Genomic DNA, 13,617 nt, shown 5'->3' on the forward strand with positions numbered 1-13,617 from the left:
CGTCGTGATCGTCACGCTGATCATCGTCTGCGAGGTCGGCTTCTGGGTGCTGCTCGCCGCCGGTCTGGCCCTGCGCTACTGGGCGAGGATGCCGCGCGCGAGTGTGGCCGTGCTGCTGTGCGAGCCGCTCCTCGAAGTGCTGCTGCTCGTCGTCACGGCCATCGACCTCAAGAACGGCGCCGAACCCGACTGGAAGCACGGCCTGGCCGCCGTCTACATCGGCTACTCGATCGCGCTGGGCCACTACACGATCACGTGGGTCGACGTCCGCGTCGCCCACCGCTTCGCGGGCGGCCCGCCGCCGTCGACCCCCAAGTACGGGGTGCCGCGCGCGGTCCACGAGTGGAAGCTGGCCGCCCGCTGGATCCTCGCCGCGCTCATCGCGATGGGCCTGTTGCAGGGCGCGATCTGGTACGTGGGCCCCGACGGGGCCACCGATTCGCTCGCCCAGTGGCAGCAGCGCATGCTCTTCCTGATCGCGCTCAACGTGATCATCGCGGTGAGCTACACGGTGTTCCCGAAGAAAGCCCCGGCGGTACCGGCGAGCAAGGGCTAGCGCTCGCCTCCGGGCACCCACAGCACGTCCCCGACCTCCTTGTTCGCGATCCTCGCGAGGATGAACAGGAGGTCGGAGAGGCGGTTCAGGTAGGTCGCCGTCAGCGGGTTCATCGACTCGCCGTGGACCTCCATCGCGGCCCACGTCGAGCGCTCCGCCCGGCGGACGACCGTGCACGCCTGGTGCAGGAGCGCGGCGCCCGCGGTGCCGCCGGGCAGGATGAAGGAGCGGAGCTTCTCCAGCTGCTCGTTGAAGTGGTCGCAGTCCGCCTCCAGCTTGTCGATGTAGAACTGCTCGACGCGCAGCGGCGGGAACTCGGGGTTCTCGACGACGGGCGTCGACAGGTCGGCGCCGACGTCGAAGAGGTCGTTCTGGACGCGGGTGAGCACCTTCACGACCCCCTCCTGCAGGCCGCCGAGGGCGATCGCCGTGCCGATCACGGCGTTCGCCTCGTTGGCGTCCGCGTACGCCGAGATCCGCAGATCGGTCTTGGCGGTGCGGCTCATGTCGCCGAGGGCGGTGCTGCCCTTGTCTCCGGTACGGGTGTAGATGCGCGTCAGATTGACCATGCGACCAGCCTAGTTACGCGGCGGCCCGCCGGAAGCCGCGTGTGCCGACCGTCACGGCGAGCGCCGCGAAGCCGAGCGCGACCAGCACCCCGTAGAGCATGTTCGCGGTCGCGTAGTGGCCGACGTACGCGTCCCGCATCGCGTCCACGAGATAGCGCAGCGGCATCACGTGCGAGAGCGCGTCCAGCCAGCCGGGCGCGAGCGCCATCGGCAGCATCAGGCCCGAGAGCAGCATCGACGGCATGGTGACCGCGTTGATGACGGGCCCGAACTCCTGCGGCGTACGGGCCTTGAAGGCGAGCGCGTACGACAGGGAGGCGAGGGACACCGTCAGCAGGGCCACGAAGGCGAAGCCGATCAGGATCCCGCCGAGCGGCGCCCGCAGGCCCATCGCGAGCGCGGCGAGTACGAGCAGCACGGCCTGGAAGAGGAACAGCGCGGTGTCCCGCAGGACGCGGCCGAGCAGCAGCGCGAGCCGGCTGACCGGTGTCACCCGCATCCGCTCCACGACGCCGCAGTTCTTCTCGATGATGATCCCGAAGCCGCAGAACGCGGCCCCGAAGAGGCCGAGTTGGAGCAGCAGGCCAGGGACCAGGATCTGCCAGGAGCTGCCGCCGGTGCCGAGCGGCAGCTCGGTGAGCAGCGGGCCGAAGAAGAGCAGGTACAGCAGCGGCATGAGGATGCCGAAGAGCATCTGGAAGCGGGAGGAGAGGGTCTGCCGGGCGTAGCGCCCGAAGATCAGGGCGGTGTCCGATGCCAGGGTCTTCATCGCGCTCACACCGCCACCGGGGTCGTGTCCACCGGCGCCGGGCCGCGCCCGGTGATGGCCAGGAACGTGTCCTGGAGCGTCGCGTCGATCGACCCGCCGTGCGCCAGCTTGAGCGCGCTCGGGGTGCCCTCGGCCGCCACGACTCCCTTGTCCACCACGACGATCCGCTCCGCGAGCGCGTCCGCCTCGTCCAGGTAGTGCGTGGTCAGGATGACGGTCGTGCCGTGCTCGGTGCGCAGCCTGCGGACCAGGTCCCACAGGTCGGCGCGGCTGCCCGGGTCGAGGCCGGTCGTCGGCTCGTCGAGGAAGAGCACCTCGGGGCGGTGCACGAGCCCCATCGCGATGTCGAGGCGGCGCCGCTGCCCGCCGGAGAGCGCGGCGGTCCTGCGAGCCATCAGGTCCGAGAGACCGAGGTCCGCCGCCAGCTCCTCGGCCCGCTCACCCGCCTGAGACTTCGTCAGGCGGTAGAGGCGGCCCTGCGTGACCAGCTCCTCGCGTACGGAGATGTTCGGGTCGACGCCACCGGACTGGGCGACGTAGCCCACCGCGCGCCGCACCCCGGCCGGGTCGCCCGCCAGGTCGTGGCCCGCGACGGTCGCCGCGCCACCGGTCGGCGCGAGCAGCGTCGTGAGCATCCGCAGGGTGGTCGTCTTGCCCGCGCCGTTGGGGCCGAGGAGGCCGAGGATCTCGCCCGGCTCGACGCGCAGGTCGATGCCGCGGACCGCCTCGACGGGGCCGTGCTTGGTGGTGAAGGTCCGGGCGAGCCCGGACGCGCTGATGACTGCCATGTGGGCCAGAAAAACAGAGTCACTGAAATTTTGCAACGTCCCCAAAATTTCAGCGAGGTCAGCGAACCCGTAGGATCGGCGCATGGCAGAAGGGCTCAGGGAGCGGAAGAAGCGGCAGACCAGGCAGTACATCTCGGACGTGGCGACCGGCCTGTTCCTGGAGCGTGGCTTCGACGCGGTGACCGTCGCGGAGATCGCGGACGCGGCGAACGTCTCCGTGAACACGGTCTACAACTACTTCCCGGCCAAGGAGGACCTCTTCCTCGACCGCTCCAAGGGCGTTGTCGACCGCATGTCGCGGTGGGTGCGCGCCCGCGACCCGGGGGAGTCCGCCGCCACCGCCGTGCTGCGCGAGCTGCGCGAGGAGATCGAGTCCGTCTCGCCGCGCGTCGGACTCATGGACGGCTACAGCGACTTCATGCGCGTCGTGCACGCCGCGCCCGCCCTGCGCTCCCGGCTCTGGGCCATCCAGCAGGAGGTCCACGACAACCTGGTGGAGACGCTGCGCGAGGAGGTCGGCGCCACGGAGGGCGACCCGCTGCCGGACCTGATCGCCGGTCAGATCGGCTGGGTGCACCAGACGGTGATGGCGGGCATCGGACGCCGGATGGTCGCGGGCGGCAGCGCCGCCGAGGTATCCCGCGAGATGCTCGACGTGCTCGACGAGATGGAGGAACTTCTGAGCGACAGGGTGCTCAACTATGCCGTCCGGGGCGCCTGATGGGCACGGATGATCGATCACTGATCCGTACCAGTGTGATGTCCGTCATTCGAGACGTGACGCGCATCTCTTAGCGGTCACACGGCCGCTCACGGGCGCTAGTGTCCGCCGAAGAGCAAGTAAAAAGCGGTTAAGCGGTCGCGCGGGACACGCGGTTAGGGGACGTACGTGGCAAGGAAGCTCGCCGTCATCGGGGCCGGCCTCATGGGGTCGGGCATCGCGCAGGTCTCGGCCCAGGCGGGCTGGGACGTCGTCCTGCGCGACGTCACCGACGAGGCGCTCGCGCGAGGCACCGACGGCATCAAGGCCTCGTACGAGAAGTTCGTGGGCAAGGGCAAGCTCGACGCCGCCGACGCCGAGGCCGCGCTCGGCCGCATCACCGCGACCACCGACCTGGACGCGGCGGCCGACGCGGACGTCGTCGTCGAGGCCGTCTTCGAGAAGCTCGAGGTCAAGCACGAGATCTTCCGCGCGCTCGACAAGATCGTGCGGGACGACACGGTGCTCGCCTCGAACACCTCGGCCATCCCGATCACCAAGATCGCGGCGGCCACCGCCCACCCGGAGCGCGTCGTCGGCGCGCACTTCTTCTCGCCCGTGCCGATGATGCAGCTGTGCGAGCTGGTGCGCGGCTACAAGACGAGCGACGAAACCCTCGCCACCGCCCGCGAGTTCGCCGAGTCCGTCGGCAAGACCTGCATCGTGGTGAACAGGGACGTCGCCGGGTTCGTGACGACCCGTCTCATCTCCGCCCTCGTCGTCGAGGCCGCGAAGCTGTACGAGTCGGGGGTCGCCACCGCCGAGGACATCGACGTCGCCTGCAAGCTGGGCTTCGGGCACGCGATGGGGCCGCTCGCCACCGCGGACCTGACGGGCGTCGACATCCTGCTGCACGCGACGGAGAACATCTACACCGAGTCGCAGGACGAGAAGTTCGCGCCGCCGGAGCTGATGCGCCGGATGGTGGACGCCGGTGACATCGGCCGCAAGAGCGGGCAGGGCTTCTACAAGCACGCTTGATCGCACAGCTGATGCCATGTCACCCCTCGGGGTGAATTCGGTATCGGTTCGCTTACAGACGGCAACTTTCGGCCCCCGCGGCCCGTCAGTTGCAGTGACATACCCAGATCACCCGGATCACATGACCAGCTGAGTACCGGCTCAGAAGCACTGGAGCAGTCGCGTACTCCGACCATTCTGTATTTCCCACGGGGAGCGCATATGTACATCAGGGGCGACCACGTCGAGCTGGTCGTCGGGGGCCGCCTCGACGTCCGCAGTGCGGCGGACGCCCGTTCGGTCCTGCACACCGCCGTCGACGACGGAATCGGCGATCTGGTGCTCGACCTGTCCGAACTCGACTCCTGGGACGCGACCGGCCTCGGCGTCATCATGGGCGCCCACCGCCGCGCCGGCCGCTGCGGGCGCCGGCTCGTGTTGCGCCGCGTGCCACCCCAGATGCAGCGCCTGCTCGTCGCCACCAGACTGCACCGGATCCTGGCCATCGAGGGCGGCATCGGCGTCGAGTCCCTGCCGCGCGTCTGAGGCGGAAGGCCCCGCGTGTGGCCGGAGTTGTGCGGTTGAACCGGAGGGTTTGTCCCCGGAGGGGGTGAACCAGTCATTCCGTCCGGAATCGCCGACAATCCTCACGAGACTGTGACGTCTCCGTCGGCGCGGTACCTCCCGGCTTCGTAGATACTGAGCGCAGCGACAGCGCGGTGCGCACAGGCCGGGAGGGGCAAGCGGCGCACCATGCTTATGGGGGGCTTTGACGATGGACCCGACGAACCGGGGACCGGAAGATTCCAGCCAGGAACGGCGAGACCGGGCGGCGGACAGCGGGGGGCGCCAGCGCCCGCCCCGCGATCCCTTGACGCCCGACTACGGCCAGCCGTCGCCCGCGCTCGCCCGCACCGTGCAGCTCGTCTCGGGTGACCACCTGCTGACCGTCAATCCCGTCGACGGCAGCGAGATCGAACCCTGCCCGCCCGGCGAGCGCCCGGGCCGGCCCGCCAAGTACGACGCCACGGAGCGCGCGGCGCTCGCCCGCGCCGCCCGGCCACCGCTGCCGCCGGGGCCCGCGCAGCCCCAACTGCCGCTCCTGGAGCGTCAGGAGGAGCGCGAGCGCCTGGTGCGGCTGCTGGCGCGCGGCCGCTCCGTCCGGCTCACAGGACCCGCGGGATCCGGGCGCACGGCGCTGCTCGACCAGATCGCCGAGGACTGCGCCGACATCGCGCCCGACGGCGTCGTGCGGCTCTGCGGCCACCGGCGCACCGTCGACGACCTGCTGCACGAGCTGTTCGGCGCGGTCCACAAGGCGCCGCTGCACCGCCCCGACCGCCCGCTGCTGCTCGAACTCGTCCACGAGATCGGCGCCGTCGTCGTCCTCGACGACCTCGAGTTCGGCGGCGCCGCGCTCGACGAGCTGCTCGAAGCGACGCCCGAGTGCGCCTTCCTGCTGTCCGCGACGCCCGAGGTGCCCGCGCCGTCGGCCGACTCGCACGTCGAGGAGGTCTTCCTGGCGGGGCTCGGGCGCGGCGGCGGACAGGAGCTCCTGGAGCGGGCCGTCGGCCGGGTGCTCACCGACGAGGAGGCGCAGTGGGCCGCCGACCTCTGGTTCGAGTCCGAGGGCCTGCCGCTCCGGTTCGTCCAGGCGGGTGCCCTGCTCCGGCAGCGCGACCAGCTCCGCACCGACCCCGAGGCCTTCGACGCGTTCGGATACTACGAGGGTCCCGACGCGGCGCCGGTCGACGCGCCCTTCGACGCCGACGGGCACGACGTGCCGCTGCCCGCGCTCGCCGAGGCCGCGGCGCCCGCCGCGCTGCTCGCGTCCCGGCTCGGCGCGTCCGCGCGCGCCACGCTGGAGTTCGCGGTCGTGCTCGGCGGCGAGATCCCGCACCAGGCGCATCTGCCGGCGCTCGTCGGCGACACGCACGCCGACGCGGCCCTCGCCGAACTCGTCTCCTGCGCGCTCGTCACCCCGGCGGGCGGCCGCTACCGCCTCGCGGCCGGAGTGCGGCAGCAGTTGGAGACCGCGGGCTACGGCACCGAGTCCGCCGGACGCGGGCGCACCGCCGCCCAGCACTACGCCTGGTGGGCCGCGCACCCGTCGGTGGGACCCGAGCGGGTCGTCGCGGAGTCGGACGCGGTACTGGCCGCGCTCGCCGCGACGACGACGCTGGACGCGTCCGTGGAACTGGCCCGCGCGGCCGCGCCCGCCTTCGCCGCCGGGCTCGCCTGGGGCGCGTGGGAGCGCGCCCTCAGGGCCGGTCTCGAATCGTCGCGCGCCACGGGCGAGGTGGCCGAAGAGGCGTACTTCCACCACGAGTTGGGCATCCTCGCGCTCCTCGGCGGGCAGCTCGACCGGGCCCGCGCCGAGCTGGAGTCCTCCATCGCCCTGCGCGGCGCCGTCGCCGACAAGCGCGGCACGATCGCCGGGCGCCGGGCCCTCGCCCTGGTCGCCGACCGCTCGGGCGGCGCGCTGCCCGGCGGGCGCACGGCGGCGGGGGAGGAGGTCCCGGACGCGATGTACGAGGAGTCGGCCTCGCCGCCCGGCGGAGTCCCCGCGTACGCACAGTCCGAGGCGCCGCCCGAGCCCGACACCCTGGTGACCCGGCAGGCCCCGCCCGCGCCGCCCGCCCCGACCGTCGTCGGCGCCAAGGTGCCCTCGCGCAAGTCGGTGGCCGGCGGAGCCCGGCGCAACATGGTGGCGGCGGGCGCGGGCGCGCTGCTCGCGGCGGTGCTCGGCACGGTCGTCACGCTCGGCGCCACGTCGGGCAATGACGACCCGCCGTCGGACAAGGTCGACACGAAACCGTCGGCGACGGCGGGGGAGAACGGCGAGGACCTCGGCGCGGACAAGGCGGGCGGCGGCGACGGCCGGACGAGCGCGGCGCCGACCGACCCCGGAGAGGACGGAGTCCTGGGCACGGAGGACGACCCGACGCCGTCGAGCGGGGCGAGCGACGGGCCGTCCGGCTCGCCGAGCGGCTCCAAGTCCCCGGACGACCCGACGAAGTCGCCGTCCAAGTCACCCACGAAGTCCCCGACCAAACCCCCGACCAAGCCGCCGACGAAGCCACCCACGTCGCCTCCGACGAAGCCGCCGACAACCCCGCCGACCACGCCTCCGACAAGCCCTACGGCGACGCCGACGACGACCGCGCCGACAACCCCGGACACCTCGGACACGGCGAGCGGCCCGATCACGACGACGCCTGACAATTCAAGCCCCGCCGGCGCTTGAGGCGCGGGGTCCGGGGCGGAGTCCCGAGACGTCAACCGCGCCTCAAGCAACGTCAGAAGGTCAGAAGAGGCGCAGCTTGTCGTCCTCGATGCCCCGCATCGCGTCATAGTCCAGAACGGCGCAACCGATACCCCGGTCCGTCGCGAGAACGCGCGCCTGCGGCTTGATCTCCTGGGCCGCGAAGATTCCGCGGACCGGGGCGAGGTGCGGGTCGCGGTTCAACAGCTCGAGGTAGCGCGTGAGTTGCTCCACCCCGTCGATGTCGCCGCGCCGCTTCAGCTCGACGGCCACGGTCTGCCCGTCGGCGTCCCGGCACAGGATGTCGACCGGACCGATCGCCGTCATGTACTCGCGGCGGATGAGCGTGTAGCCCTCGCCCAGTGTGTCGATGCGGTCGGCGAGCAGCTCCTGGAGGTGGGCCTCGACGCCGTCCTTGATGAGGCCGGGGTCGACACCGAGCTCGTGCGAGGAGTCGTGGAGGATCTCCTCCATCGTGATGATGAGCTTCTCGCCCGCCTTGTTGACGACGGTCCACTTGCCCTCGTCGTCCCCGGTGCCCTCCTTCAAGGTGCAGGGCGGCGACATCCAGTTGAGGGGCTTGTAGGCCCGGTCGTCCGCGTGGATCGAGACACTGCCGTCCGCCTTCACGAGGATGAGGCGGGGTGCCGAGGGGAGGTGGGCGGTGAGCCGGCCCGCGTAATCCACGGAGCAACGGGCGATGACGAGACGCATGGTCGGCAACGCTACTCGAACCCCACGGCCCCACGCACTTCTCCCACCCGTCACCCGCCACCGCCCTTGCCCGAGCCCCTGCGGGGCGCCCCTTTAATTCCAGTAAGCACGCGTTCGCCATTGGCCGGTTGTGTGCGAACGAATACCCCTACGCCCTGTTGCGGTTCGGACACGTTCCCTACCGTAGAAGACAGGAGGTCGCGGCGCGTGCACGCTGCGTGTTCCACGGGCCGTGCGTGCCGAGGACTTCTGCCCTGTCCGTATGCCCCCGCTCCCCGGGGGTGCGAGAGGAGAACCCATGTCGCTCGACGTCTCACCGGCACTGTTGGATCAGGCCGAGCGAGGCGAGGTCGACGAAAAGGACTTCGTCGACTGCGTCCGGACCTCCCTGCCTTACGCATGGGAGATGATCAGCTCCCTGGTGGCTCAGCTGAAGGTCGACGGCGGAGCGTTCGCCGACAACCAGACGCCGCCCCCGGACGAGCAGGCACGTGGACAGCTTCTGCGTGCGCTCGCGAGTGACGCGATACGTGGGGCGCTGCAGCGGCACTTCGGTGTCCGCCTCGCGTTCCAGAACTGCCACCGGGTCGCGGTGTTCCCGCAGGACCCGTCGGTGGACGAGACGCTCGCCCGCTTCACCTCGGCACGCAATCAGCTGCTCAACCAGTCACCGGAACTGCGTGACTGCTGAGGGTTGAGGGCGTAACGGCCTTTGCCTGTCGGCCCGTACGCGGGAGGTGCATCTGTACGGGCCGTCAGGCGCCGAGGCGAAGCGCCCACAAGGTCAGCCGAGTTGCGGCAGCACCTCGGCTCCCAGGCGCCGCACGTTCTCCTCCGTCGCCGTGAGATCTCCCGAGCCCTCGACGAGCAGCGCGAAGCGCGTGATCCCCGTCCGCTCCGATGTCGCCGCGAGCCGGTCCGCGCACAGCTGTGGGGTGCCGACCGGGTGCAGGGAGCACAGCAGCTCCGTGTACGCATGCGGGTCGCGCATCGACCGGGCCCTGCCGTCGACCGTCACATGCGCGTCAAGTCCCTGCTTCAGCCAGCCCGGCATCGCCTTCAGGAGTGTCTCCGCGGCCTCCGACTCGCTGTCACCGATCTGGGCGACACCGGCGGACACGTGCTCCGCCGCGTAGCTCTCCTCGACCGAGCGGCCGGCCTCGCGCGCGCAGCGCCGCCACAGGCCGACCATCTCCGCCTTCTCCTCGTCCCCGATGTGCATGCCGAGCAGCATCGGCAGGCCCCGCTCGGCGGCGAGCCGCACGCTCTTCGGCGACGTACAGGCAACGATCACTTCCGGCCCTTCCCGGTCCGCCCCGCCGATCGCCTCGGACGGGCGCGGCACGACCGGGACCTCGCGGAAGGCGAAGCGCTCACCGGCGCCCCCGACCTGCTCGTCCCGCAGCCACTTGAGCAGCAGGTCGAGGGATTCCGGGAACCCCTTCTCGTACGCCTCGATGCCGGCCCCGAAGACCTCCAGGTCCACCCAGGGCCCGCCGCGGCCGACGCCGAGCGAGAACCGGCCGCCGGATGTGACGTGCAGCAGGGCCGCCTGCTCGCCGAGGGCGACCGGGTGCGCGGTCGGCAGCACGCTGACCGCCGTGCCCACCCGCAGCGTGTTCGTGCGGCCGAGCAGCAGCGCGGCCAGCGTCACGGCCGACGGGCAGGTCCCGTACGGCACGAAGTGGTGCTCGGCGAGCCACACCGAGTCCAGGCCCGCCTCCTCGGCGACCTCGGCGGACCGCACCGCGCGATGCAGCGCCTCCCCCTGCCCCTGGCCCGGAAACTGGGCGGCCAGTACAAACGTTCCTACACGCATCGCACTCCTGCCTTCCTTGGCGCCGACGCGGGCACTCCCCCTGAAGGCAATAACGGCTGGCAAGTGCCAAAGACACGGCCTCCCAAGAAGATTGGCGGATTTTCCGGCAAGTCTTGACGGGGTCTCCTCGATGGACGGTCTTCGGGGACCCCTCGGCCTTCGGCGTAGGCTGGACACGACCTCCAGCTCCGTTCACACATCCCGAGGTGAGACGTGTCTCCGCGCCGCAACCGTCCGAAGGCAGGCGGATCGTCCAGCAGCAGCGCATCCGCCGGCGGTGGGGACGAAGGGCGGCGCTACGGCGGTTTCCAGTCCACGGAGAGCTGGCAGGGCGAGGAGTGGAGCGTGCGTCACGTGGCGGGTGCGAGCGCGGCCGGGAAGACGTACCGCTGCCCCGGCTGCGACCAGCAGATCGCCTCCGGGGTCGCCCATGTCGTGGCCTGGCCCGAGTACGGGGGAGTGGACGACCGGCGGCACTGGCACAAGGCGTGCTGGAACGCGAAGGACCGCCGCACCACGAAGGTGCAGCGGTCCAGGAACGCGCCGCGGTACTGAGCCCGGCCGATGCGCCGATACCGCGGGACGTCTACACGTCGCGGTTGTTGATCGACAGGAACGCGCCGCCGAGCGCCACCGCGGTGACCCCCGCCATGATCCACAGCGGCTCCCAGCCGGTGGGGCCCGAGCTGCCGGTCACGGACTGGTCGTAGAGCACGGCGAGCTGGCTGGGGACCGAGTACTCCAGCAGGGCCTGCTGGAGGTCCTTGAGCGACTCCGCGAACATGAAGATCGCCATGACCAGCGGCAGCAGGACGACCCCGACCATGATCGTGATCGCGCCCGCCGAGTGCCGGACGAGCGTGCCGACGGCGAGGCCGAGCAGACCGAGCAGCGCGACGAACAGGCCGACACCCAGCGTCGTCTTCAGCCACGCGCCGCCGCTCGGCGAGTCCGAGCCCACGACCCCCACCTGGAGCGCGCCGACGAGCGCGGCGAACACCGTGGTCAGCACCGTGACGAGGGCGAAGAAGACGATCGCCTTTGCGGCGAGCACCCGACTCCGGCTGGAACAGGCCGTCATCGTCGTACGGATCATTCCGGTGCCGTACTCGGAGGCGATGGTCAGGACGCCGAGGGTCATCACGCAGATGGTGCCGAGCAGCGTGCCGAAGAAGCCGAGGCTGAGCACCTGGCTGCTGTCCGGCGTCGGGCCGTCGTCGGAGGCGACCACGGCGGCGGAGGCCAGGCCGAGGCCGACCATGAGCACGATCATCACGCCCAGCGTCCACATCGTGGAGCGCACGGAACGGATCTTCGTCCACTCCGAGGCCAGCGCGTCGCCGAGGTGGGCCTTGCGGACCGGGATGGGCGAGGCGTACGAGGCACCGGGTGCGGCGAGGGGCGGGGGCGGCGTGCTCATCGGGCGTCCTTGTCCATCGGCGGGGCGGTCGGGGCCGCCGGTGCGGCGGGCGGGGCCGGTGGGGCCGGCGGGGCCGCGTACGGGTTCTGGTCCATCGGCTGCGGCATCGGCTGCGGTTGGGCCTGGGGCGGCGGCGGGGCGTACCAGCCCGGCTGTCCCTGCCCCGGCACCGGCATCTGGCCGGGCGGCACCACGCCGGGCGGCAGCGGCTCGTGCAGGCCCGCGCGCTGGTCGGCGGTCGAGCGGTAGTCGACGGCGCCCTGCGTCATCCGCATGTACGCCTCTTCCAGCGAGGCCTGGTGCGGCGACAGCTCCCACAGCCGTACGTCCGTGCCGTGCGCCAGATCGCTGATGCGCGGCAGCGTCAGACCGGTGACGCGCAGCCCGCCGTCCTGCTCGGGCAGCACCTGGCCGCCCGCCTCGGTCAGCGCGGCCGTCAGCTTCTCGCGCTGCTGCGGCTCGCTGTCGGGCGTGCGCACGCGCGCGAAGCCGGCCGAGTTGTGCGCGATGAAGTCCCGCACGCTCATGTCGGCGAGCAGCTGCCCGCGACCGATCACGATCAAGTGCTCGGCGGTCAGCGCCATCTCGCTCATCAGGTGCGAGGAGACGAAGACCGTGCGCCCCTCGGAGGCGAGCGTCTTCATCAGGTTGCGGACCCAGAGGATGCCCTCGGGGTCGAGCCCGTTGACCGGCTCGTCGAAGAGCAGCACCTGCGGGTCGCCGAGGAGTGCGGCGGCGATGCCGAGCCGCTGCCCCATACCGAGCGAGAAGCCGTTGGAACGCCGCTTCGCGACCTCCTGGAGGCCGACGACGCCGAGCACCTCGTCCACCCGGCGGGACGGGATGCCGGAGAGCTGGGCCAGGCTCAGCAGATGGCTGCGGGCGGTCCTGCCGCCGTGCACGGCCTTCGCGTCGAGCAGCGCGCCCACCTGGCGCGGCGCGTTCGGGAGCCTGTTGTACGGGTAGCCCCCGATGGTCACATGGCCGGCGGTCGGCTGGTCGAGGCCGAGGATCATGCGCATCGTCGTGGACTTGCCCGAGCCGTTCGGCCCGAGGAACCCGGTCACGGTCCCCGGCCGCACCTGGAAGGAAAGGTTGTACACGGCTGTCTTCGCGCCGTAGCGCTTCGTCAGGCCGACTGCCTCGATCATTCTCCGCACCCATCGGAAGGTTCTGAGAGCTTCAGGACGTCGGGGCAGACGCCCCCCGTAAGGGTTAGGAGCCTATACGCGAGCTGACGGTTCCGGCCAAGAGTGAGCAAAGGGTCAGGCGGGGCCGGAGGGGATGGTTCCGCCCGCGCGCAGGAGCCGGGTGCCCTCCTCGCGTACGGCGGGGGACGCGGCGGCGCGCCGCACCCAGTCCCGCGGAGCGGGGCCGAGCAGCGCGGACAGCTCCGCCGAGCCCGCCATGAGCGCGCTCAGGAGGCCCGCCTGGTCGCCGCCGCCGGGGCGCGGGGCACCGGTGTCCGGGTCGACGAGGACGCCGTGCTCACCCACGTACATCTGCAGTCCGGGCACGGGGGCGTCGGGGACGGCGGCCCTGCGGTAGTTCGGCAGCTCGGTGGCGTCCACGGCCTTGAGCTGCGCCGCGTCGAGCCAGGAGACGACGAGGGTGCGCGCGGCCCGCGGGTCCGGGTAGGGGGCGGCCGCCACGTAACCGTTGCGCCCGATGTGCGCGGAGCAGCCGACGCCGATGCCGCGGACGGGGAGCGGCACCATCGGCACGGCGACCGGGAGACCGAGCTTTCGCAGCTTGTACGCGACCTGGGCAGGGGCCGCGTTGGAGCCGACGGCGAGGACGGGGGTGCGGTCCACGGTCCAGCGGGGCAGCTCGTGCTCCACGTCGAGATCGAGGAGTTCGTCGCCGCACAGCAGGGCGGGGGCGGTGACCGGGCGGCCCGGGTAGCTGAGGGGGAGGAGGGCGGGGACGGTGTCGTAGCCGAGCGAGACGAGGGTGCGGCTGGGGTCGATGAGGGCCATGGTGCCGCAGGTTAGGGC

At 71.6% G+C, this 13,617-nt stretch carries 15 protein-coding genes; 7 read left to right on the plus strand and 8 right to left on the minus strand.

Features of this window, described 5'->3' with window-relative positions; translation table 11 throughout:
• The first annotated feature begins 4 nt into the window (after nucleotides 1-4).
• Nucleotides 5-556, plus strand: a complete 552-nt coding sequence (locus ACIA8D_RS13915; RefSeq protein ID WP_399231768.1) for a hypothetical protein — start codon at nucleotides 5-7, stop codon at nucleotides 554-556.
• Here the strand turns inward: ACIA8D_RS13915 and ACIA8D_RS13920 are convergent.
• The 3 genes from ACIA8D_RS13920 to ACIA8D_RS13930 are packed head-to-tail and all read right to left on the minus strand — an operon-like array spanning nucleotide 553 to nucleotide 2,682.
• Entirely contained in the window at nucleotides 553-1,125 is a 573-nt protein-coding gene (locus ACIA8D_RS13920; RefSeq protein WP_399231770.1) for a cob(I)yrinic acid a,c-diamide adenosyltransferase, read from the minus strand. The two genes, ACIA8D_RS13915 and ACIA8D_RS13920, sit on opposite strands and share 4 nt — an antisense overlap.
• Before the next feature lie 13 nt (nucleotides 1,126-1,138).
• On the minus strand, nucleotides 1,139-1,894 hold the full coding sequence (locus ACIA8D_RS13925) for an ABC transporter permease (RefSeq protein WP_399231772.1): 756 nt from the start codon (nucleotides 1,892-1,894) through the stop codon (nucleotides 1,139-1,141).
• 5 nt (nucleotides 1,895-1,899) lie between these two features.
• The gene (locus ACIA8D_RS13930) at nucleotides 1,900-2,682 is read right to left on the minus strand and encodes an ABC transporter ATP-binding protein (RefSeq protein WP_399231774.1); all 783 of its coding nucleotides are present in this window, start codon (nucleotides 2,680-2,682) and stop codon (nucleotides 1,900-1,902) included.
• Nucleotides 2,683-2,764: 82 nt separating this feature from the next.
• On the opposite strand from ACIA8D_RS13930, the gene ACIA8D_RS13935 reads away from it, so the two are divergent.
• The 4 genes from ACIA8D_RS13935 (at nucleotide 2,765) to ACIA8D_RS13950 (ending at nucleotide 7,649) form a co-directional block, all read left to right on the plus strand.
• Nucleotides 2,765-3,403 (plus strand): TetR/AcrR family transcriptional regulator, encoded by a 639-nt coding sequence (locus ACIA8D_RS13935; RefSeq protein WP_399231776.1) that lies wholly within the window; start codon nucleotides 2,765-2,767, stop codon nucleotides 3,401-3,403.
• Between the two features lie 168 nt (nucleotides 3,404-3,571).
• Nucleotides 3,572-4,423: a 3-hydroxyacyl-CoA dehydrogenase family protein gene (locus ACIA8D_RS13940; protein WP_399231777.1), complete on the plus strand. Its 852-nt coding sequence runs from the start codon at nucleotides 3,572-3,574 to the stop codon at nucleotides 4,421-4,423.
• Nucleotides 4,424-4,624: 201 nt separating this feature from the next.
• The gene (locus tag ACIA8D_RS13945; protein ID WP_266714147.1) at nucleotides 4,625-4,948 is read left to right on the plus strand and encodes an STAS domain-containing protein; all 324 of its coding nucleotides are present in this window, start codon (nucleotides 4,625-4,627) and stop codon (nucleotides 4,946-4,948) included.
• Between the two features lie 229 nt (nucleotides 4,949-5,177).
• Entirely contained in the window at nucleotides 5,178-7,649 is a 2,472-nt protein-coding gene (locus ACIA8D_RS13950) for an ATP-binding protein (protein WP_399231779.1), read from the plus strand.
• A gap of 60 nt (nucleotides 7,650-7,709) precedes the next feature.
• On the opposite strand, the gene nucS is transcribed toward ACIA8D_RS13950, so the two are convergent.
• Nucleotides 7,710-8,381 (minus strand): endonuclease NucS, encoded by a 672-nt coding sequence (gene nucS / locus ACIA8D_RS13955; RefSeq protein WP_399231781.1) that lies wholly within the window; start codon nucleotides 8,379-8,381, stop codon nucleotides 7,710-7,712.
• A 298-nt stretch (nucleotides 8,382-8,679) separates the two neighbouring features.
• On the opposite strand from nucS, the gene ACIA8D_RS13960 reads away from it, so the two are divergent.
• Nucleotides 8,680-9,072 carry an SCO5389 family protein gene (locus tag ACIA8D_RS13960; protein ID WP_266714153.1) on the plus strand — a complete coding sequence of 131 codons (393 nt, stop codon included), beginning with the start codon at nucleotides 8,680-8,682 and terminating at the stop codon, nucleotides 9,070-9,072.
• Nucleotides 9,073-9,165: 93 nt separating this feature from the next.
• Here ACIA8D_RS13960 and ACIA8D_RS13965 read toward each other — a convergent pair whose 3' ends face one another.
• Nucleotides 9,166-10,200, minus strand: a complete 1,035-nt coding sequence (locus ACIA8D_RS13965) for an LLM class flavin-dependent oxidoreductase (RefSeq protein ID WP_399231782.1) — start codon at nucleotides 10,198-10,200, stop codon at nucleotides 9,166-9,168.
• Nucleotides 10,201-10,413: 213 nt separating this feature from the next.
• Here ACIA8D_RS13965 and ACIA8D_RS13970 point away from each other — a divergent pair, with 213 nt between their 5' ends.
• Nucleotides 10,414-10,755 carry an ATP/GTP-binding protein gene (locus ACIA8D_RS13970; protein ID WP_399231784.1) on the plus strand — a complete coding sequence of 114 codons (342 nt, stop codon included), beginning with the start codon at nucleotides 10,414-10,416 and terminating at the stop codon, nucleotides 10,753-10,755.
• A 31-nt stretch (nucleotides 10,756-10,786) separates the two neighbouring features.
• On the opposite strand, the gene ACIA8D_RS13975 is transcribed toward ACIA8D_RS13970, so the two are convergent.
• The 3 genes from ACIA8D_RS13975 to ACIA8D_RS13985 form a co-directional block, all read right to left on the minus strand.
• A complete protein-coding gene (locus ACIA8D_RS13975) occupies nucleotides 10,787-11,620 on the minus strand; it encodes an ABC transporter permease subunit (protein WP_399231786.1) in 834 nt (277 codons plus the stop codon).
• Complete coding sequence (locus ACIA8D_RS13980; protein ID WP_399231788.1) at nucleotides 11,617-12,771, minus strand: ATP-binding cassette domain-containing protein; 1,155 nt, start codon at nucleotides 12,769-12,771, stop codon at nucleotides 11,617-11,619. Before ACIA8D_RS13980 ends, ACIA8D_RS13975 begins: the two co-directional genes overlap by 4 nt.
• Nucleotides 12,772-12,885: 114 nt before the next feature.
• Nucleotides 12,886-13,599, minus strand: coding sequence for a hypothetical protein (locus tag ACIA8D_RS13985; protein ID WP_399231790.1), 714 nt, complete (start codon nucleotides 13,597-13,599; stop codon nucleotides 12,886-12,888).
• Between the last annotated feature and the right edge of the window lie 18 nt (nucleotides 13,600-13,617).

Origin of the sequence: Streptomyces sp. NPDC051684 (assembly GCF_044453445.1) — a bacterium.
Lineage (GTDB): Bacteria > Actinomycetota > Actinomycetes > Streptomycetales > Streptomycetaceae > Streptomyces.